This window comes from Allorhizobium sonneratiae (assembly GCF_023700755.1).
GTDB classification, from domain to species: Bacteria; Pseudomonadota; Alphaproteobacteria; order Rhizobiales; family Rhizobiaceae; genus Allorhizobium; species Allorhizobium sonneratiae.
This window is the reverse complement of record NZ_JAMKOJ010000001.1, coordinates 266,932-287,625: the sequence shown is the minus strand read 5'-3', so window position 1 is coordinate 287,625 and position 20,694 is coordinate 266,932. Positions and strand designations below refer to the sequence as shown.

Here is a 20,694-nt window from a genome sequence, read left to right as displayed (position 1 = left end):
GATTTATCCGATAAAGCAGGATGCAGCCGCGTGAGACCCTTCCACTTCAATGGATCATGCCATTGTTCGACATCAGCACCAGCCGGATGGACGCGGCCACCGCACCGATGACGGCCACACCGGCGATCCAGAAAATCATGAACCAGAGGATACGTTGGGGGAGGCTGCGCTTTGTCATCAATGATACCCTTCATCTGGATCGATCTTGCCCCTGAACACCCAGTAGGCATATCCCGTATAAAGGAGAATGATCGGAATGAGAAAGGCCGTTCCGACGAGAAGAAATTTCAGGCTGGAATCGGGGGCTGCCGCATCCTGGATCGTCACGCTGTCCGGCACGATATAGGGATAGAAGCTGATGCCGATGCCGATATAGCCGAGCACGAACAGGCCAAGGGCGGCGACAAAGGGCAGATGGTCGCGATCATCCCTTAATCCGCGATAGATCTGATAGGCACAGCCCAGCACAAGCAGCGGCACAATGATACTGAAGAACATGTTCGGATAGCCGAACCAGCGATTGATATAGAGCGGTTTCAGCATGACCGTCCACAGGCTGAAAATGCCCATGGCCAGCACGGTCAGCACGGCTGAGATCACGGCAAAACGCCGCGCCCGGCTCCGAAGCGCCCCTTGCGTGCGAAACACCAGCCAGGTGGAACCGAGCAGCACGTAACCGATCACCAGGGCCATACCGGTGGCGATGGAAAAGGGAGTGAGCCAGTCCCACCAGCCGCCGGAATAGGCCCGGTTGGCCACCGGAATACCCTGCACCAGCGCGCCAAGCGCAATGCCCTGCATGAACGTCGCCACAAACGAGCCGCCGGCAAAGGCGACATCCCAGACACCGAGCCAGCGTTTGGTGCGCCAGCGATATTCAAAGGCGACACCGCGAAAGATCAGCCCGAGCAGCATCAGGATGATCGGCATGTAAAGCGCCGGCATGATCGTGGCATAGGCAAGCGGAAAGACGGCAAACAGCCCGCCGCCGCCCAGCACCAGCCAGGTCTCGTTGCCGTCCCAGACCGGGGCGACGGAATTCATCATCTGGTCGCGGTCATGCTTTGTCTTGAAGAAGGGAAACAGAATACCGACGCCAAGATCGAAGCCGTCGAGAATGACATAGGCCAGAACGGCAAAGGCGATGATCGCCGCCCAGATGAAGGCATAATCAATGACCATGGGAGCCTCCTGTCTGCAGTGTCTTGACCGGTAGACCGGGGGTAATCCCGGTGGTGCGCAGCGGTGCATCGCCGATTTCCGGCGTGGGATCGCGCGGCAGTCGTCCCATCAGCCGCAGAATGTAGAAAGTGCCTGCGCCAAAAACGAAGAAATAGACGAGGATGAAGGCAATCAGCGATGCGCCGACCGCCTCGGCATCGATCGGCGAATGGGACTGCGCCGTCAAAAGATGGCCGTAGACCGTATAGGGCTGGCGGCCAACTTCCGTCGTCACCCACCCGGCCAGCACCGCAACGAAACCGGCAGGCCCCATGGCGACGGCAGCCCGATGCAGCCAGCGGTTTCTATACAGCGTATCCCTGTAGCGGCACCACAGGCTCCACAATCCCAAGCCCAGCATGGCAAAACCCAGCGCCACCATCAGCCGGAAGGTGAAGAACACCACCATGACCGGCGGCTGCAGATCGCGCGGCACCGAAGACAGACCGCCGAGGGGCGCATTCAGATCATGTTTCAGGATCAGGCTGGAAAGTTTTGGAATTTCAACCGCATAATCCATGCGCTGATTGGCCTGATCGGGAATGCCGAACAGAATGAGCGGTGCGCCATGCGGATGGCTGTCGAAATGGCCTTCCATCGCCATGATCTTCACCGGCTGATGTTCCAGCGTGTTCAGCCCCTGCTGGTCACCGGCGATAATCTGCAAGGGCGCCACCACCGCCACCATGCCCATGGCCATGGAAAACATCTTGCCAGCACGGCGCGGCGCGGTGTGCCGCAGCAGATGAAAGGCCCCGACCGCGCCGACCACCAGCGCCGTGGTGAGATAAGCCGCCAGCACCATATGGACGAAGCGATAGGGAAAAGAGGGATTGAACACGATAGCCCACCAGTCGACCGGGATGAACTGGCCCTTGTCATTCATGGCAAAACCGGAAGGCGTCTGCATCCAGGAATTAACGGCAAGAATCCATGTGGCGGAGATCAGCGTGCCGAGCGCCACCATCAGCGTTGCAAAAAAATGCAGCTTCGGCCCCACCTTGTCACGGCCGAAAAGCATGACGCCGAGAAAACCGGCCTCCAGGAAAAAGGCCGTCAGAACCTCATAGCCCATCAACGGCCCGACAACCGGACCTGCCTTGTCGGCAAACACGCTCCAGTTGGTGCCGAACTGATAGGACATGACAATGCCCGACACGACGCCCATGCCGAAACCGACGGCAAAAATCGTCTTCCAGAAATTGAAAAGCTCGAAATAGACCTTGTCTTTCTTCCAGAGATAAAGCCCGTTCAGCACCGCCAGATAACTGGCAAGCCCGATGGAAAAGGCCGGAAAGATGATGTGGAAGGAGACCGTAAAGGCAAACTGGATGCGCGCCAGCAAAACCGGATCGAAATGGGCGAACATGACTGCGGCACCTCCTTGAGCTTGGTGAAACCCTCTTCAGGATAACCGTTCCCTGCCCGATCGGCACATGAGACCATCTCAAACGAGACAAGGATGAATCATCATGCCGCAAATCTGACAAACATCAAATTAGGGCAATCTGATAAATGATCAATGCGACATGCCGCCCCAGTGACAGATTGCGCAGGGCAACAGCCGGAAAAAGAGCTGATCAAAAACAATCCCGCCTGAAAAGATAGAACATCGGATTGTTCCGAAAACCGGTTCCCACTTTTCGGACGATGCTCTCAGATCACACGAGAAAATGGATATGTGGCCTGCCGTGATAGGGCGAGGTTTCCAGCCGGGCCTCGACCTTGAACACGTCGCGCAGCAGATCCTCGGTCAAGACGTTTTCCGGCGCGCCGGTGGCAACGATGCGGCCTTTCTGCATCACCATCAGCTCATCGCAGAACATGGCGGCATGGTTGAGATCATGCAGCGCGATCACCGTGGTTAGCGATAGCGAGCGAATGAGGCGCATCAGCTCGATCTGGTGCTGGATGTCGAGATGGTTGGTGGGTTCGTCGAGCAGGATTTCTTTGGGCGCCTGTGCCAAAGCGCGAGCAATATGGGCGCGCTGGCGCTCACCACCGGAAAGGCTCTGCCAGTCCTGCTTCGCCTTGTGTGCCATGCCGACCTTGTCGATGGCGTCACGCACACACCGATCATCCTCATGAGTCCAGCCGGACATCGGCGAACGATGTGGCGTGCGGCCAAGGCGAACCACATCGGCCACTGAAAGCCGTGCCTCGGTTGCTGCCTGTTGCTCGACCAGTGCCAGACGCCGGGCAATGGCACGGCGGCTCATCCCTGCCATATCCACCCCATCCAGCAAAACCCGGCCTGAATCGGGCCGTCGCAGACCGCAAAGCAGGCGCAGCAGCGAGGACTTACCCGACCCGTTCGGCCCAAGCAGGCCAACAATCCTGCCCGGCGAGACGCGCATCGACACATGATCGACAATCACGCTCTTGCCTGCGCTCCAGACGAGGTCTTCCGCCACGATGCTCATGCCACACTCCGCGAGCGATAGAGAATGACGGCAAAGAACGGCACGCCGATCAGGGCGGTGACCACGCCGATCGGCAGGCTTTGCGGCGCAATGGCGATGCGCGCGACGATATCGGCCAGTACCATGAAAATCGCCCCGATCAGGGCCGAAGCGGGCAAAAGCCGCCCGTGCAGCGGCCCGACGGCAAAGCGCGCCACATGCGGCACCACCAGACCGACGAAGCCGATGGAACCCGCCATGCTGACAATCGCTGCCGTCATGAAGGCCGTAACCATGAAGAGCACAACCCGCACCCGCCCGACCGCAAGACCGAGTGAGGCGGCGGCATCGTCACCGAAGGTGAAGGCGTCCAGCGCCCGGGCATGGATGAGACAGAGGATGAGACCGATCGACACCACGACGACGATCAGTTGAAATTCCGGCCAGCGCACGCCGCTGAAACTGCCGAGCAGCCAGAACATCACATCACGGGCCTGCTGGGCATTCGCCGAGGTACTGATGATATAGGAGGTGAGTGCATTGAAGAGCTGCGAGGCGGCAACACCGGCAAGGATCGTCCGGTCCGCGCCGCCACGCGCGCCATGGGTTAAAAGCGCCACGAAGACAAAGGCAAGAAACGCACCGATGAATGCACCCGCCGAGAGCGACACCGCGCCTGCGCCAATACCGACCACGACAATGGCGACCGCACCGGTCGAAGCGCCCGCTGAAACGCCGAGCACATAGGGCTCTGCCAGCGCATTGCGCAGCAGCGATTGCAGCACCGCACCGCTGATCGCAAGCCCTGCCCCGCAACAGGCGGCAACCAGCGCCCGGCTCAGACGAAAATCCCAGATCACCGTTTCCTGAATCCGGTCGAGGGGCACATGGGTCAGGCCCAGTTTATTGGAAATCGATAAAAACGTCGTTTGCAGCGGAATGGCAAGCTCGCCCACACCGACGCCCAAGGCAATGACAAAGGTGAGTGCGATCAGCCCCAGAAGCAGGAACAGGCCGAAACCGGCCCGTCCCATGGCAAAAGACAGGTTCACTGGATCAGCCCCTGTTTGGCCAGCTGATCGGCCACCTGTTCGGCTCCGTAAATCGTGCGGATCGTCGGGTTCATCGCCTGCCCGTCCATGACGACGATATGGTTCTCTTTCACCGCCGGAAGCTGGCTGACCGCCGGATCACTCTTCAGGAAAGCGATCTTGTTTTCGGCCTTGTCGAGCGACCAGCGATTGCGGTCAAGGCTTGCGGCAACGATGACCTCGGGATTGGCGGAAATGATCCCTTCCCAGCTCACTGTCGGCCATTCGGCCTCGGTGGTGATGGCGTTATGGCCGCCGAGAAGATGGGCAATGTAACCCGAAGCGCTGTTCTTGCCGCCGACATAGGCATCCGCCGATGGTGAAGAGCTGGAGAACCAGAAAACGAAAGAGAGATCCTTCGTGCCTTTCACCCGTTCTTTCAAAGCCGCTTCGCGTGCCTTGAAGCTGGCAATCAGCGCCTGTCCGCGATCGGCCACATCGAATATCTGCGACAGCTCATCGATTTCCTGATAGAGCAGGTTCATGTTCCACAGCGCATCACGGCTGCCATAGACATCACCGGTCGTCTTCTTCGTGGCGCAGACGCCAGGTGAAAGATAGCTTGGAATGCCAAGCTGCGCGAGATCGTCGCGCTTGGCCACCTTGCTGTCGGGACCGAGCAGGATCGGCAATTGCGCGGCGACAAAATCCGGCTTCTCCGCCAGGATCGATTCCAGCGTCGGCATCTCGACCGTCAGCAGCTTGACTTTCTCATTGGCTTTTTCAAGCTCCGGCAGCACCTTGGTCGGCCAGAAGGCGCTGGCCTTCACCCGGTCCTCAAGCCCCAGCATCAAAAGGATTTCCGCCGTATTCTGGCCCAGTGCCACCGCCCGCTGCGGCGCCTTGTCGAAGGTGACTTTCACCCCGCAATTCTCCAGCGTCAGCGGATAATGCGTCGGCTGGGCAAAGGCTGCTGCACCAGACAGGACCGACAGCAAAGCGCCAGCCACAAAAGACTTTAACTTGGTCACAGACACGAAAACCGCTCCTTCATCAACATGCACAGAATTGCACGCTCTCAATTCTTTTTTTGGGGGCGCATCGGGTTCGCGAAAAACCGGTGTCCACTTTTTCGCCCGATGCTCTAACCGCAGTCACAAGAAAAAACAAGAGTAATTTCATCAAGTTTTATAGTAAAACAAAAAAACCGGCGAGGAAAAACCCCGCCGGTACACCATCTCGAAGTATCAGGACAGCTTATTCAACCGCAAATGTCATCAGCTTGGCCTGTTTGATTGCCGGATTGGCGGTCAGCTTGTCGAGAACGACCTGGTCTACAGGTCCATCGACATAAAGCAGGGCGATGGCATCGCCACCTTCCTTGTCGCGGCCGAGCTGGAAATTGGCAATGTTGACCTTGGCGTCGCCCAGCGTCGTTCCCATGAAACCGATCATGCCGGGAACGTCGGTATTGGTGATGTAGATCATATGCGCGCCGACATCAGCATCCATGTTGATGCCCTTGATCTGGATGAAACGCGGCTTGCCGTCGGAGAACACGGTACCGGCCACCGAACGGGTCTGCTTTTCCGTGGTCACCGTCAGCTTGATATAGCCGTCATAAACGCCGGTCTTGTCACGCTTGACCTCGGAGAGGACAATGCCCTTTTCCTTCACCATGATGGGTGCCGACACCATGTTGACATCGGCCACCTGCGGACGAATGAGACCGGCCAGCAGCGCAGACGTCAGCGCACGAGTGTTCATGCTGGCCGTGTCGCCATCATAGAGGATTTCGATTTCCTTGATCGGGCTGTCATTCACCTGACCGACGAAAGCGCCAAGCACATCGGCCAGCTTGATGAAGGGCTTCAGGATCGGGGCTTCTTCCGCCGTGATCGAAGGCATATTGATGGCGTTCGACACCGCGCCCTTAACCAGATAATCCGACATCTGCTCGGCCACCTGAAGCGCCACATTTTCCTGAGCTTCCGTGGTGGAGGCGCCCAGATGCGGGGTGCAGACGACATTCGGCAGGCCGAAAAGCGGGCTTTCCGTGGCAGGCTCGACCTCGAACACGTCGAAACCGGCACCGGCGACATGACCGGCCTTGATCGCATCGGCAAGGGCTGCCTCATCAACGAGACCGCCACGGGCGCAGTTGATGATACGGACACCCTTCTTGGTCTTGGCCAGCGCCTCGCGCGAGAGAATGCCGCGGGTCTTGTCGGTCATCGGCACATGCAGCGTGATGAAATCGGCCTGGGCCAGAAGCTCGTCAAGCTCCACCTTGGTCACGCCCATTTCCTGAGCGCGCTCGACGGAGAGGAAGGGATCATAGGCCAGAACATGCATGCCGAGCCCGATGGCCTTCTTGCAGACGATGCCACCGATATTGCCGGCCCCGATGACACCGAGCGTCTTGCCAGTGATTTCGACACCCATGAATTTCGACTTTTCCCACTTGCCGGCCTGGGTGGAGGCATCGGCGGCAGGCAATTGCCGGGCGACGGCAAACATCAGGGCAATGGCGTGTTCGGCGGTGGTGATGGAATTGCCGAACGGCGTGTTCATCACGATGATACCGCGTTTGGAGGCTGCCGGAATATCGACATTGTCGACGCCAATCCCGGCGCGACCGATCACCTTCAGATTGGTGGCGGCGGCAATCAGCTTTTCTGTCGCCTTGGTGGCCGAGCGAATGGCCAGACCATCGTAATTACCGATGATTTCGGCAAGTTTATCCTTGTCCTTGCCGAGTTTCGGCTGGAAATCCACTTCCACGCCGCGATCGCGGAAGATCTGGACGGCGGTTTCCGACAATTCATCGGATACGAGAACGCGAGGTGCCATGACGAGGCCTCCGAATAAGAGTTCGTTTCAAACGATCAATGCTGAATGGAAAGGCCCCGCCGATGCGCAGGGCCATCGAGCATCGTGCCGAAATTGACTTCTTTACGATGCTCTCAAATCTTGTCTTCGCATCGGATTTTTCCGAAAACCGGTTCCCACTTTTCGGTCCGATGCTGTAAATGGCTCAGGCCGCAGCCTTGGCAAGTGTCGCCTTCTGCGTCTGATAGGCAAAGGTCAGCCAGGGCATCAGCGCTTTCATATCCGCCGTTTCGATGGTCGCACCGGCCCAGATGCGCAGGCCCGCAGGCGCATCGCGATAGGCACCGATATCGAGCGCCACACCCTGTTTTTCCAGAATGGAGACCATGCCCTTGGCGAAAGCGCCCTGCTGGTCGGCAGGCAGCGCCAGAACCTCAGGATCGGCAATCGTCAGGCAGACGGATGTATTGGAACGGGTTTCGTCCACCTGTGCCAGATTGGCGATCCAGCCATTGGCGGCGACGAAATCATGAATGACACCGGCATTGGCGTCGGCGCGCGCGATCAGCGCATCGAGACCGCCGAGCGACTTGGCCCATTGCAGCGCATCGATATAATCCTCGACGCAGAGCATGGAGGGCGTATTGATGGTTTCGCCGGTGAAGATGCCTTCGATCAGCTTGCCGCCCTTGGTCATGCGGAAAATCTTCGGCAGCGGCCATGCAGGCACATAGCTTTCCAGACGTGCCACAGCGCGCGGGGACACAATCAGCATACCGTGACCGCCCTCACCGCCCAGCACCTTCTGCCAGGAGAAGGTGACGACATCGAGCTTGGCAAAATCGAGATTTTGCGCGAAAGCCGCAGAGGTTGCATCGCAAATGGTCAGACCCTTGCGGTCTGCGGGAATGAAATCGGCATTGGGAACACGCACGCCGGAGGTGGTGCCATTCCAGGTAAAGACGACATCGCGGTCGAAATCGACCTCGGCAAGGTTGGGCAGGAGACCGTAATCGGCCTCGAACTTGCGCACATCCTTGAGCTTGAGTTGCTTGACGACATCCGTCACCCAGCCGGCACCAAAACTTTCCCAGGCCAGCATGTCAACGCCGCGCTCACCGAGCAGCGACCAGAGCGCCATTTCGACAGCGCCGGTATCGGAGGCAGGAACGATGCCGATACGATAATCGGCAGGAACCTGCAAAATTTCACGGGTAAGATCGATGGCAAGCTTCAGCTTTTCCTTGCCAACCTTGGCACGGTGCGAGCGACCGAGAGGAGCATTGGAGAGTGCTTCGATGGTCCAGCCGGGGCGCTTCGAGCAAGGGCCGGAAGAAAAATGCGTGTTAGCCGGACGCACTTCAGGGGCGATGATATCAGCCATATGTATACCCTTCCAGGTAATTGGCCTCTCGTTGGGGAGAGGTGTCCCGCCGCCGCTTTTATAGAAGGCGGCGGAACCCGTCAAGCAGTTTTCTGCTCAGAAATGGCCTCATGTGGCAGATTGGACTCTATAGGCTGCTTGCCGAGAATTTCAGCGACACCTCGCTGGCTGAAAGGCTGCAAAATTTGACCGACAAAGCCTTTGGCGACACGACCGCTGATGCCGATATCCTTCGGTGGCGCCTTGGCCGGATTGTAATAGGTGGAAAAGATCAGGTCGAACAGGACGAGGTTTTCGCCGTAATTCGTGTTGCTTTCCCAGATCTCGCGCGAATGATGCCAGCGATGCAGGTTTGGCGTGCTGAACACATAATCCAGAGGCCCGGTCTTCACCCTGATATTGCAATGGGTGAGCAGGCCGATATAGGCAGTGACCGCCCCCACCCAGAGAAAGACCGACAAAGGCGCGCCCATGAGATAAAGCGGCACTTGGCTGAGGCAGACCTTGAACAGGCTGTCCATCACATGAAAGCGACCGGTATTGACCACCCAAAGCTTTTCCACGCTGTGATGCAGCGCATGAAAGCGCCAGAAAAACAGCCGCTCATGGGCGATGCGATGGGCCCAGTAAAGCCCGAATTCGGCGATGATCAGCGCCAGCACGACCTGAAAGAACAGCGGCCAATGCTCCGGCCAAAGACCCGGTTTGAAGTTCAGGATCGGCTGGAGAATGCTCGCCGAAATCAGCGGCGTCAGCGTGGCAATCGCCGACAGGGCTTCGACGGCTCCCTTGGTGAGCAGCGTGTGTGCGATATCGTTCATGGCCTCGCCATCGGAGCGTAGCCAGTCCTCTTGATGCGGCACAAGCTTTTCCAATGCGCCAAGCGCAAGCACGCCAGCCAGATAAAAGCCGACAAAGACCAGCAATGGATGACTGCTGGAAAAGGCAAAGGCGGAAGCCGCCATGCCTGCCAGAAAAAATCCCGGCCAGACAGCCGGGGACAAAAGCGATTTCAACGATGACGTCATAATGGCTTCCAGTGCTCAGAAACGAGTCTTGTTTTGCATTCAATATGATACGCCAGCCTCGCCCCCAACGGAACATGACGTGAGAAAACCAGCTATCGTTAAATGATGAATTAGTCTAATCAACACTTATCTTAGTAACACTGCATGTCGGCAATCTGTCAAGCGCCTTTTCCGTCAGAAAACCGTTGAGCGCTGCCGCAAATTTTATCGCTTTTCAATGTTTCGCGGAAACACGGAAAAGCTCTAAAAGCGAAAGCCCTGCTCCAAACACGGTCGGAACAGGGCGAAAAATCTTTAAAACCAGGAGAAAATGCCGGTTACTTATAAACCAGCGGCACCTGCGGCGGCGCTTCATAGGCCACTGGCTGAGGGCAGCCGCCAAACTGATAGCGCGCGCCGATCTGCACCGTCTGGGTCGTGAACCCCTTGTCGCTGCCGGGTCCGCCATTGTCACGGTAGCCGAACATGTCACCGCCGAGAATCTGGCGGAAGCGGTAACCGATATCGGCCTTCCAGTTGCAGGTCAGATCGATGGAGGCACCGGCCATCACCTGATAGGCGAAGCGCCATTTGCCGCGCCCATCATGAATTTCCGTCGCATCGCAATTGCTGGAATTGCTGTCGTCGCAGGACGTATTGTGCAGCGCGTCCCATTTGACGTAGGAGCCGCCGATGCCCGCACCGACATAGGGCGTGATATGGTTATAGGTGCCAAGGTCGATATAGGCATTGGCCATCAGCGTATAGGCCTGCCAGCTGGAAATGTCGCGCGAGGTGCAGGCCGAGGCCACACCGCAGGACCCTTGCGTCGAGCCATTGAAATCGGATTTTCCGGTGTAATCGAAGGTCAGGTCGGTGCGCAGCCGACTGTTGACCTGATAACCGACGCCAACGCCAGCCATATAGCTGTTCTTGACGTCTGCCTTGGTGAAATCAACCAGGCTGGCATTCGAACCCTGATAGTAATGGGCGCCGCGCAGATGATTGAAGGAGTAACCGACATCACCGCGCAGATACCAGCCGGACGGGTTGTCGCTGACACGGATTTCTGGCGCATAGGCGGGCGGAGCAGGATCCGGCTGCACCAGATCGGCACCGAGTGCAGGCGCAGCAATCATGCCCGCCATCATGACAGCCAAAACAGAGATTTTCATCGTGGTTGCTCCCTCGCGCCTTCGGCGACCCAGGCTTCATTTTTCTTATCAAGCAACCGCTATTTTGACGGGAAATAGTTAAGGCGGCATTAATCCTGATTTTTAACCATAGAGATTTTGGCACTGCTCGTGCAGTGACACGTTCACGTCCCGCATGCTTTAGGGTCAAAACTCAATCAGGATGGGTGTTCTGTTGAACGGGATGGGATTGTATGGCAGCGAACAAGCGCAAGACAAGGCCGGTTTGCCTTGTCGAGCATTGTTCGCAATCAGGCGGCCCATCCCGTTCAACCCTTTGGGCAAGGCGTATTTTGTGCCTGCGGGCGTCGGAAAGGTTTGAAAATGGGGAGCATTTCCTGCACCTTTCCTTCTACTCAGACACAAAATACGCCTTGCAGAACAACCATCATGATTGAGTTTTGACCCTAGAGCATCCTGCCGAAAGTCGGGGCAGGCACGATGCTCTCAGATTGTGTGTCCGCATCGGTTGTTTCCGAAAACCGGTTCCCACTTTTCGGCCGATGCTCCAGGGTGTTTTGACATTGAGCTTTGAGGGAGGCGAAAATGGTGATTTTCGAGAACCGGAGCGGAGTGTACTGAAGTACATGAGCACCGGATGCGCATAAAATTGCCATTTGCAGCCCGCTCAAAGCTCAATGTCAACACACCTTAGGCATCTGCGAACAGATCCTGCTTGACCTGCGCCATCAACCTCAGTGACAAAAGCCGCTCTTCGATATCGTAAACAGGCGTGGATACGATCAGTTCGTCGGCACCGGTCTGCTTGAGAAAATCTGCGAGTTTTCCGGCAACCGTCATCGGGGATCCGACCATGGCATATTGCAAGGAATGCTCCACCCCGAACCGTTCCATATCGCTCCACCACCCCTCCATCGTCTCCACCGGTCGTGGAAAGGCCTGGCGCAGATTCCGGCGCAGATTGACGAATTGTTGCTGGGCCGAGGTGAAGAGATAGGCCGCCCTTGCGTCGGTTTCAGCAACGGCAGCCATCACGCCCACCATCATATATGGTTTTTGCAATATCTCAGACGGCTGAAACCGGTCACGATAGATTGAAATGGCCTCAAAGACTTGATCGGGGGCAAAATGCGAGGCAAAGGCATAAGGAAGACCCATGGCCGCGGCCAGATGGGCGCTATAAAGGCTGGAGCCAAGCAGCCAGACCGGCACATGGCTGTCCACCCCCGGCACGGCCATCACCGTCTGCCCTTCCTGCACCGGCCCAAGTAGCAATTGCAGCTCGCGAATATCGTGAGGAAAGGTTTCGGCCCCCGCTTCAAGATCGCGCCGCAGCAGTCTTGCCGTGCGCATGTCGGTTCCGGGTGCGCGACCAAGACCGAGATCGACCCGGCCCGGAAACAGCGCCGCAAGTGTACCGAATTGTTCGGCAATGACCATCGGTGCATGATTGGGCAGCATGATACCGCCCGAGCCGATGCGGATTGTCTTGGTCGCGGCACCGACATGGGCAATGACAATCGAGGTAGCAGCGCTGGCAATGCCGGGCATGCCGTGATGCTCTGCCAGCCAGAAACGCCGATAGCCATGCGCTTCCGCCGTTTGTGCCATGCGGCGCGTGGCATCGAGCGCTTCGCTGACGCTTTGCCCTTCACCGATAGGGGACAGGTCGAGAACGGAAAAAGGCACTGGCTGCATCGGTCATGCTCCACAGACTGACGTGAAGCCCTCATATAAGAGGTCGATCCTGGAATGCCAGCCTCGCATGAGAGCTATGCACGCATAAATGTTTTTGTTTTGTTCACTATTTGCTGGCAGGACTCGCAGAAAAACCACTAGAGTGAACGGCATGACAGCACTGATTCGCATTATCGGCATTGATCCGGGCCTCAGGCGCACCGGCTGGGGCGTGATTGAAACGCTTGGCAATTCGCTGCGCTTCGTCGCCTCAGGCACGGTCACCTCCGATGGCGACATGGATCTCGCGTCGCGCCTTTGCCAGTTGCATGACGGGCTGGCCGATGTCATTCACCGCCACCAGCCTGACGAGGCCGCCGTGGAACAGACCTTCGTCAACAAGGATGCCGTGGCGACGCTGAAGCTTGGTCAGGCGCGCGGCGTTGCCATGCTGGCCCCTGCCCGCGCCGGTCTGCCGGTCGCCGAATATGCGCCGAATGCGGTGAAGAAATCCGTGATCGGCGTCGGTCACGGTGATAAACAGCAGATCCATATGATGCTGAAAATTCTGATGCCCAAGGCGGAATTCAAGGGCAATGACGCCGCCGATGCGCTGGCGATCGCCATCTGTCACGCCCACAATCGCGGCGGTGAACGCCTGCGCAAAATCATGGCAGGGTAAAGCATGATCGGAAAACTCAAAGGATTGATCGACGAGATCGGCGACGACCATGTGCTGATCGATGTGCAGGGCGTCTGTTATGTCGCCTATTGTTCGGCCCGAACGCTGTCCAGGATCGGTTCCGCCGGGGAGCGGGTGACGCTGTTCATCGAAACCTATGTGCGCGAAGATCAGTTGAAGCTGTTCGGCTTTCTGACGGCTCTGGAACGGGAATGGTTCCTGTTGCTGCAAAGCGTTCAGGGGGTCGGCTCGAAGGTGGCGCTGGCGGTTTTATCCACCCTGCCGCCCGCCGATCTCGCCAATGCCATTGCGCTGCAGGACAAGGCCGCCGTTTCCCGTGCTCCCGGCGTCGGGCCGAAAGTGGCGATCCGCATCCTGACTGAACTGAAAAACAAGGCCCCTGCCTTTGCTGGAGAAGCAGGCACCACCATCGGCCTCAAACAGGAGATCGGCGAAGGAGTGGCCTCCGCCCCTGTCGCCGATGCCGTCTCGGCCCTGACAAATCTCGGCTATTCCCGCGATCAGGCGGCCAATGCCGTGGCCGCAGCCTTGAAAAACGGCGGCGAGGATGCCGATAGCGCCAGGCTGATCCGGCTCGGCCTGAAGGAGCTGTCGCGGTGAATTCCTTGATCTTTGAAGACTTCCTTACTATTGTAAAAATGTAAGGAGGCGCCATGGACATATTTTACGGAACCATGACCACAAAAGGTCAGACGACAGTGCCGGCTGAGGTACGTGAACTGTTGAATCTGAAACCCGGCGACAAGATCAGATATGTCGTGCGCGATGGTGACGTGATCTTGAAGGCCAAGAACAAGCGTCTTGCTGATCTGGCTGGCATTCTCCATCGTCCGGGCATGGCGCCGCTTTCTCTTGACGAGATGGATGAGGCCATCGGTGAGGCAATCGTCGATCATGTGATGCGCAGCGAATGATCGGTATCGATACCAATATTCTGCTGCGGCTGACCTGTCAGGACGACAGCATCCAGTCAAAACAGGCGCTGGCGCTCGCCAAGCGCCTGACGGCAGAAGAGCCCGGTTTCATCAACAGCAGCGTGCTTCTGGAATTTATCTGGACAGCGCGGCGGCGCATCAAAATGTCGAAAGAAGAGTTGAAGGCCATCCTGTCAGGATTGCTCGATTCGGACGATCTGATTTTGGAAGATGAAGCCCTGATCGAACAGACACTGGATGAAATGGCCCGAAGCGCAGAAGAATTTGCCGATATTTTCATCGCGCTCAAGAACCGGGCCTTGGGCTGCCAGACCACAATGACATTCGACAGACGAGCGGCGCGGACCGTGCCCCATATGGAACTTCTGACATGAGCACGCAAAATCCCGTTCTGACGCCGGAAAGGCGTGGCGAAGACATCGATGCCGCACTTCGCCCGCAAACGCTCGATGATTTCACCGGTCAGGCGGAGGCCCGCGCCAACCTGAAGATCTTCATCGAAGCGGCGAAAAATCGTGGCGAGGCTTTGGATCACGTGCTGTTCGTCGGCCCGCCGGGGCTCGGCAAGACGACGCTGGCGCAGATCATGGCCAAGGAGCTTGGCGTCAATTTCCGTTCCACCTCCGGTCCTGTCATCGCCAAGGCGGGCGATCTTGCCGCCCTTTTGACCAATCTCGAAGAGCGTGACGTGCTGTTCATCGACGAAATCCACCGGCTCAACCCGGCGGTTGAGGAAATTCTCTATCCGGCCATGGAGGATTTCCAGCTCGACCTGATCATCGGTGAAGGTCCGGCGGCGCGCTCGGTGAAGATCGATCTGGCCAAATTCACCCTTGTTGCCGCCACCACCCGGCTTGGCCTGTTGACCACGCCGCTGCGCGACCGCTTCGGCATACCGGTGCGCCTGTCCTTTTATACCGTGCCGGAACTGGAGCTGATCGTCCGGCGCGGCGCGCGGCTGATGGGGCTTGGCATGACCGAGGAAGGCGCGCGCGAAATTGCCCGTCGCGCCCGTGGCACGCCGCGCATCGCCGGACGGCTTTTGCGCCGGGTGCGCGATTTTGCCGAGGTGGCCCGCGCCGAAGCCGTGACCCGCGAGATTGCCGATACGGCCCTGACCCGGCTTCTCGTCGATTCCATGGGTCTCGACCAGCTCGACAACCGCTATCTCTCGATGATTGCGGTCAATTTCGGCGGCGGTCCTGTTGGCATCGAAACCATTGCCGCCGGTCTGTCCGAACCGCGCGACGCCATCGAGGACATTATCGAACCCTATCTGATCCAGCAGGGTTTCATCCAGCGCACGCCGCGCGGGCGGGTGTTGACGGCGATTGCCTGGAAACATCTCGGCATGCAGCCGCCAAAGGACATCGAGGCGGCGCAGTTCCGACTCACACTTGACGATGATTGATTGGACAGACCGATGATCGTCAGGCTTGATGGCGGCGGTTTTACAGCATAACAACCTCCATCGACCGTAAAAATCTTTCAAAACCCAATGCACAATCAAGTCCAGAGCCCGATATTGTGATCAATCGCCGCAGCTTCATCAAACTCATGGCCGCATCTGCTGCGGGTGTTCTGTCTCTTGGCGGTTATGCCTTCGGCTATGAACCGATGCTGGCGCTGAAAACCACCCGCTATCGGCTGACGCCGCCCGGATGGCCGAAGGGGCAAAACCTGCGTCTGGTGGTTCTTGCCGATTTTCATGCCTCCTATCCATGGATGACGCCCGAACGCATTGCCCGCATCTGCGATTACGCCAATACGCTCGGCGGCGATGTCATGTTGCTGGTCGGCGATTACATGTCGGGGATGAAATTCGTCACCGGCACGGTCGCGCCGGAAGACTGGGCGAAAGCGCTGTCTGTGCTCAAGGCCCCTTATGGCGTCCATGCCGTCATGGGCAATCACGACTGGTGGCAGGACCCGGAGGCGCAAAGGCTGCGACTGAAGGAAACCATTGCGCACAGGGTGCTGCGCGCCGTCGGCATCAATGCCATGTCCAATTCCGCGGTCCGGCTCGGTGGCGATGCCCATCCTTTCTGGGTTGCCGGTCTGGAGGACCAATGGGCCTATCTGAACGTCAATCACCATATTCAGGGGCTGGACGATCTGCCCGGCACGCTGGCCCAGGTGACGGATGATGCCCCCGTCATTCTGCTCGCCCATGAGCCGGATATCTTTCCGAAAGTGCCCGAGCGGGTGTCGCTGACCCTGTCGGGCCACACCCATGGCGGTCAGGTCAATCTGTTCGGCTGGACGCCGGTCGTGCCCTCGCGCTACGGTTCGCGCTATGTCTATGGCCATGTCGAGGAAGGCGGGCGCAACCTCATCGTCTCCGGCGGGCTTGGCCTGTCGGTCGCGCCAATCCGCTTCGACGCCCCGCCCGAAGTCGTGGTGATCGATCTTGGCTAAGCAACCGGACAACCGCATCCGTATCAAACAGCCGGGCCGCATTTTCCAGATGCGGATTGCCGGTCTTGCCTTCCGTGATGGCCATGTTCTGGTGCATCGCGCCACGCATGAACCCTTCTGGACCTTTCCCGGCGGGCGTGCCGAAATCGGCGAAACCTCGGAAGAGACGCTGAAGCGCGAAATGATCGAGGAACTGGGCGTCGAAGCCACCATCCACCGGCTGTTGTGGAGCGTTGAAAATTTCTTCCATTATGAAGGTCGCGACTGGCACGAGCTTGGACTTTACTACCTGATGGACCTGCCCGAAACGCTGGCCTTTCATGAAAGCGAGATCATCCACCGCATTCAGGATGGTGACAATGCACTGGAATTCAAATGGGTGCGTGCGACACGGCAAGCCTTGACCGCCCTCGATATTCCCCCCTATTTCATCGTGGACGAAATCGAAAATCTGCCTGAGAGCCCGCGCCATCTGGTATGGAACGACGGCAATCTGGACGAGAAATGACCAGCGAGCGCCATATGATACGGCTTGATAAAAAGCCGCAGCTCTTTTCCTTTCGCGTGGCGGGGCTGATTTTCCAGGAAGGACATGTTTTGGTGCAGCAGGGCGCGGGCGACCGCTATTGGGCGTTTCCGGGCGGGCGCGCCGAAATCGGCGAAAGCACAGAAGAGACGATCATTCGGGAAATGCGCGAGGAACTGGACCGCGAGGTCGGGATCGACAGACTGCTGCTCACAGTGGAAAACTTCTTCAGCTTTGACGATTACCGCGCCCATGAGCTGGGTTTCTACTATCTCCTCACCCTGAAGACGCCTCTGCCCTTTCACCGCCAAGAGATCGTTCACCGGGTCATCGACGGCCCGACGGAGGTGCTATTCCGCTGGGTTCCGGCCCATGCGGACAGCTTTGCCATGCATGACATCCGCCCTGCCTTTCTGGCGAATTATATCACACGACTTCCAGAACGGGTCGAGCATCTGATCGTCCACGAAGGACAGAGCCGACCATGATCGACGGCATATCCCACGATCCTTGCCGGGTTTTTCGCAAGCTGGCGCGCAACAATGCGGCTGCCAATCATCGCCTGCTTGAAGCCTGCGCACAGTTACAGCCCGGCGCATTCGAAGCGCCGCGCACAGGGTTTTTCCCCTCGCTCAGGGCAACACTCAATCACATTCTGATTGTCGACTGGTTCTATGTCGATGCTCTGGAAGGAGGCACGCTCGGCTTCAAGGCTTTTGAGCATGAAGAGCCTTGCGACAGCATAACGGCTCTCCAACACGCCCAGTCTGCCGTGGACCGGCGACTCATTGCCTTTTGCGATGGTCTTACCATGGAGCGGCTTGCCCAGACCACGACTATTCACCGGGGCGAGCATCTGCAGATCGAGCGGACGGACGATCTTCTGTCCCATCTTTTCCAGCACCAGACCCATCATCGCGGTCAGGTTCACGCCATGCTGGCAGGCACCAGCATCAAACCGCCGCAGATCGATGAATTTATCACCCGCTACGATGCGCCTGACCGGGCCGATGTCATGCAGGCACTCGGCTGGGATGAGCGTGATCTGGGATTTGATCCGGCTCCTTGACCGTCGGCTTTGCCAGTCAGATTGACTGGAACCGGCCACTGCGCTCCAGCACTTCGATCTTGTAGCCATCCGGATCGGTGATGAAGAAAAACCGGGCGATCATCACCTCGTCCCGCTTGAACTCGACGATCCGGTTGGGTGCAAGGCCGAGCGTTTCCAGCCGGTTATGCTCGGCGTCGAGATCACCGACCGAAACGGCGAAATGGCCATAGCCATCGCCAAGCGCATAAGGCTCGCTGCGCCCCTTGTTCACCGTCAGCTCCAGTTCAAAACCGCTCTCGTCATTCTTCAGATAGATCAGGGTGAAACTGTCGAAATCGAGACGGTCGGCGATCTCAAAGCCGAAAGCCGAACGGTAAAAATCAACGGAGCGCTCACCGTCGAGAACCCGGATCATGCTGTGAATTGCTTTTGCCAAACTCTTGCCCTTCCTGTAACGCAGATCAGCTTTGCCCTGATCTTATTGTGTCCCATGGACGATATCCTTCAATGCCTTACCAGATAAACGGAATACGATCATGACCGAACAGTTTCATATCGCTGGACATTTGATCGAAGGCGGTCACCGCCTGCACCAGCGTGTCTATTATGAGGACACCGATTTTTCCGGACTGGTTTATCATGCCCGCTATCTGCATTTTCTCGAACGTGGCCGCACCGATTATCTGCGCTGCCTCGGCTGCGAACAGAGCGAATTGATCGGCGTCGACGAGGAAGGGCTTGTGTTCGTCGTCCACCGTATGGAAATCGACTTCAAGAGCCCGGCGCGGATGGACGATATTCTCACCATCGAGACGATCACCGAAAAGGCGGGCGGCGCGAAAATGGTGCTACGCCAGACGATAGAAACGGCAGGAAGGCGCCTGATCGAGGCCAAGGTGGTAATTGCCGTGGTCAACCGGCTGGGTCGTCCGCGCCGCCTGCCGGAAACGATCGCGGAAAAGTTCCTGGCCGGAAAAGCACCGGAATAAGGTTTTATTAACTATAATATTGTCTTAGTGAAGCGGGTATGATTGTGCGCCGCACGCCTTCCTTTGACCAAAATTAACGCCATAAAGGCGGATTGGGTTGTTTGGGGCTGCTGAATGGTTTGCGCCGCTTGCGGCGTGGATTCCATGACACACTATAACGTGCCATGGACCATGTCACAGGGCCTATGCACAGGCTGAAAGCGATGGATGCTTTTGCCATGCGGGCGGAAATGGCGGGATAAGCCGCTTTCTTTCGTCAAAGGGATCATGAGGTCGTTTGTCTGTTCGGTGTGCCGAAAGGGCAAAACCGGCCCGGCCGGCAAAGCGGGGCTGTTTTTCTTGGTGACCGCGATCATGTCTGCCGAAAGGCGGAAACACACATGATCACGGTCTTTTGTCAAAGCCTATTCCTTTCGTTTGTCCGGCGGGCAAGCGAAAGGAATAGGCTCAGGGTGTTTGGGATTTCGGGAACGACGCGATGGAACATGTAGGATTGGCAGCCGCGACGCAGGATGTAACGCTGTGGTCGTTGTTCATGCAGGCAGGCTTTATCGTCAAGCTGGTCATGCTCGGGCTTCTCGGAGCATCAGTATGGACCTGGGCGATCGTCTTCGACAAGGTCGTCCGCTTCAGAAGCGCACGCCGCCAGTATGACCAGTTCGAACAGGTCTTCTGGTCGGGGCAGTCGCTGGAAGAACTCTATCGCACGCTGGCCGAGCGGCAAAACAGCGGCCTTGCTGCCGTTTTCGTCGCCGCGATGCGCGAATGGAAGAAAAGTTTCGAGCGCGGCGCGCGCTCTCCCATCGGCCTGCAGATGCGCATTGACCGGGCGATGGACGTGACCATGGCGCGTGAAAGCGAACAGCTGGAAGCCCGACTGAGCTCGCTTGCGACCATCGGCTCTGCCGGTCCTTTCATCGGTCTCTTCGGTACCGTTGTCGGTATCATGACCTCCTTCCAGGCCATTGCCGGATCAAAATCGACCAACCTCGCCGTCGTCGCCCCCGGTATCGCCGAAGCCCTGCTGGCCACCGCCATCGGTCTGGTCGCGGCCATTCCCGCCGTTATCGCCTACAACAAATTTTCCGGCGAGGCAGGCAAGCTCGGCGCCCGCATGGAAGGCTTTGCCGATGAATTTTCCGCCATACTCTCGCGCCAGATCGACGAGAAGCTGCAATCGCGGCAGGCGGCAGAATAAGGTAGACCTCGCAAACAGGCTGGCGTCGGCCAGCCCGCTGCACAATGCCTCAAATCGGGATAAATTTGCGGAATTATGCAGCAAATTTAAAGTGTTACAGCGTCATTTGTCCTTTTATGGATGGCATGGCGCTGTCAGCTGCGAGCCGGGCTTAAGGCGGCTGAAG

General features: G+C 57.8%; 23 protein-coding genes. 11 read left to right on the top strand and 12 right to left on the bottom strand.

All coding sequences use genetic code 11. From position 1 onward, the window contains the following. Window positions 1-46: 46 nt before the first annotated feature. The 11 genes from NAC44_RS21190 to NAC44_RS01155 form a co-directional block, all read right to left on the bottom strand. On the bottom strand, window positions 47-178 hold the full coding sequence (locus tag NAC44_RS21190; protein WP_274706741.1) for a hypothetical protein: 132 nt from the start codon (window positions 176-178) through the stop codon (window positions 47-49). Continuing rightward, window positions 178-1,182 (bottom strand): cytochrome d ubiquinol oxidase subunit II, encoded by a 1,005-nt coding sequence (gene cydB / locus NAC44_RS01200; protein WP_250937034.1) that lies wholly within the window; start codon window positions 1,180-1,182, stop codon window positions 178-180. The genes NAC44_RS21190 and cydB overlap by 1 nt, the downstream gene beginning before the upstream one ends. Next, on the bottom strand, window positions 1,172-2,590 hold the full coding sequence (locus tag NAC44_RS01195; RefSeq protein ID WP_250937032.1) for a cytochrome ubiquinol oxidase subunit I: 1,419 nt from the start codon (window positions 2,588-2,590) through the stop codon (window positions 1,172-1,174). Before NAC44_RS01195 ends, cydB begins: the two co-directional genes overlap by 11 nt. A 292-nt stretch (window positions 2,591-2,882) precedes the next feature. Then, window positions 2,883-3,644, bottom strand: a complete 762-nt coding sequence (locus NAC44_RS01190) for an ABC transporter ATP-binding protein (protein ID WP_250937030.1) — start codon at window positions 3,642-3,644, stop codon at window positions 2,883-2,885. Then, window positions 3,641-4,657, bottom strand: coding sequence for a FecCD family ABC transporter permease (locus NAC44_RS01185; protein WP_250937606.1), 1,017 nt, complete (start codon window positions 4,655-4,657; stop codon window positions 3,641-3,643). The genes NAC44_RS01190 and NAC44_RS01185 overlap by 4 nt, the downstream gene beginning before the upstream one ends. Before the next feature lie 14 nt (window positions 4,658-4,671). Further along, the gene (locus tag NAC44_RS01180; protein ID WP_250937605.1) at window positions 4,672-5,685 is read right to left on the bottom strand and encodes an ABC transporter substrate-binding protein; all 1,014 of its coding nucleotides are present in this window, start codon (window positions 5,683-5,685) and stop codon (window positions 4,672-4,674) included. A 226-nt stretch (window positions 5,686-5,911) separates the two neighbouring features. Next, window positions 5,912-7,507, bottom strand: a complete 1,596-nt coding sequence (serA, locus tag NAC44_RS01175; protein WP_250937029.1) for a phosphoglycerate dehydrogenase — start codon at window positions 7,505-7,507, stop codon at window positions 5,912-5,914. 184 nt (window positions 7,508-7,691) lie between these two features. After that, on the bottom strand, window positions 7,692-8,870 hold the full coding sequence (locus tag NAC44_RS01170; RefSeq protein ID WP_250937027.1) for a phosphoserine transaminase: 1,179 nt from the start codon (window positions 8,868-8,870) through the stop codon (window positions 7,692-7,694). Between the two features lie 80 nt (window positions 8,871-8,950). Continuing rightward, the gene (gene olsE, locus NAC44_RS01165) at window positions 8,951-9,898 is read right to left on the bottom strand and encodes an ornithine lipid hydroxylase OlsE (RefSeq protein ID WP_250937025.1); all 948 of its coding nucleotides are present in this window, start codon (window positions 9,896-9,898) and stop codon (window positions 8,951-8,953) included. A 317-nt stretch (window positions 9,899-10,215) separates the two neighbouring features. Next, a complete protein-coding gene (locus NAC44_RS01160) occupies window positions 10,216-11,052 on the bottom strand; it encodes an outer membrane protein (protein WP_250937018.1) in 837 nt (278 codons plus the stop codon). A 669-nt stretch (window positions 11,053-11,721) separates the two neighbouring features. Continuing rightward, complete coding sequence (locus NAC44_RS01155) at window positions 11,722-12,729, bottom strand: LLM class flavin-dependent oxidoreductase (protein WP_250937016.1); 1,008 nt, start codon at window positions 12,727-12,729, stop codon at window positions 11,722-11,724. Window positions 12,730-12,880: 151 nt separating this feature from the next. Here NAC44_RS01155 and ruvC point away from each other — a divergent pair, with 151 nt between their 5' ends. From ruvC to NAC44_RS01110, 9 genes are all read left to right on the top strand, one after another. Next, on the top strand, window positions 12,881-13,390 hold the full coding sequence (gene ruvC / locus NAC44_RS01150) for a crossover junction endodeoxyribonuclease RuvC (RefSeq protein ID WP_250937015.1): 510 nt from the start codon (window positions 12,881-12,883) through the stop codon (window positions 13,388-13,390). Window positions 13,391-13,393: 3 nt separating this feature from the next. Beyond that, window positions 13,394-14,011 carry a Holliday junction branch migration protein RuvA gene (ruvA, locus tag NAC44_RS01145; protein ID WP_250937013.1) on the top strand — a complete coding sequence of 206 codons (618 nt, stop codon included), beginning with the start codon at window positions 13,394-13,396 and terminating at the stop codon, window positions 14,009-14,011. Between the two features lie 53 nt (window positions 14,012-14,064). Further along, on the top strand, window positions 14,065-14,325 hold the full coding sequence (locus NAC44_RS01140) for an AbrB/MazE/SpoVT family DNA-binding domain-containing protein (RefSeq protein ID WP_250937011.1): 261 nt from the start codon (window positions 14,065-14,067) through the stop codon (window positions 14,323-14,325). Continuing rightward, window positions 14,322-14,720 (top strand): PIN domain-containing protein, encoded by a 399-nt coding sequence (locus tag NAC44_RS01135; RefSeq protein WP_250937009.1) that lies wholly within the window; start codon window positions 14,322-14,324, stop codon window positions 14,718-14,720. Before NAC44_RS01140 ends, NAC44_RS01135 begins: the two co-directional genes overlap by 4 nt. Then, entirely contained in the window at window positions 14,717-15,757 is a 1,041-nt protein-coding gene (gene ruvB, locus NAC44_RS01130; protein WP_250937007.1) for a Holliday junction branch migration DNA helicase RuvB, read from the top strand. Before NAC44_RS01135 ends, ruvB begins: the two co-directional genes overlap by 4 nt. Before the next feature lie 116 nt (window positions 15,758-15,873). After that, window positions 15,874-16,764, top strand: coding sequence for a metallophosphoesterase (locus NAC44_RS01125; protein WP_250937005.1), 891 nt, complete (start codon window positions 15,874-15,876; stop codon window positions 16,762-16,764). A 49-nt stretch (window positions 16,765-16,813) separates the two neighbouring features. Then, window positions 16,814-17,272 carry an NUDIX hydrolase gene (locus tag NAC44_RS01120; protein ID WP_250937604.1) on the top strand — a complete coding sequence of 153 codons (459 nt, stop codon included), beginning with the start codon at window positions 16,814-16,816 and terminating at the stop codon, window positions 17,270-17,272. Next, on the top strand, window positions 17,269-17,778 hold the full coding sequence (locus NAC44_RS01115) for an NUDIX hydrolase (RefSeq protein WP_250937003.1): 510 nt from the start codon (window positions 17,269-17,271) through the stop codon (window positions 17,776-17,778). Before NAC44_RS01120 ends, NAC44_RS01115 begins: the two co-directional genes overlap by 4 nt. Continuing rightward, window positions 17,775-18,359: a DinB family protein gene (locus NAC44_RS01110; protein ID WP_250937001.1), complete on the top strand. Its 585-nt coding sequence runs from the start codon at window positions 17,775-17,777 to the stop codon at window positions 18,357-18,359. The genes NAC44_RS01115 and NAC44_RS01110 overlap by 4 nt, the downstream gene beginning before the upstream one ends. Before the next feature lie 16 nt (window positions 18,360-18,375). On the opposite strand, the gene NAC44_RS01105 is transcribed toward NAC44_RS01110, so the two are convergent. Further along, on the bottom strand, window positions 18,376-18,777 hold the full coding sequence (locus NAC44_RS01105; RefSeq protein WP_250937000.1) for a VOC family protein: 402 nt from the start codon (window positions 18,775-18,777) through the stop codon (window positions 18,376-18,378). Between the two features lie 100 nt (window positions 18,778-18,877). On the opposite strand from NAC44_RS01105, the gene ybgC reads away from it, so the two are divergent. Then, entirely contained in the window at window positions 18,878-19,330 is a 453-nt protein-coding gene (gene ybgC / locus NAC44_RS01100) for a tol-pal system-associated acyl-CoA thioesterase (protein WP_250936998.1), read from the top strand. Window positions 19,331-19,808: 478 nt separating this feature from the next. After that, complete coding sequence (tolQ, locus tag NAC44_RS01095) at window positions 19,809-20,528, top strand: protein TolQ (RefSeq protein ID WP_250936996.1); 720 nt, start codon at window positions 19,809-19,811, stop codon at window positions 20,526-20,528. Window positions 20,529-20,694: the final 166 nt, after the last annotated feature.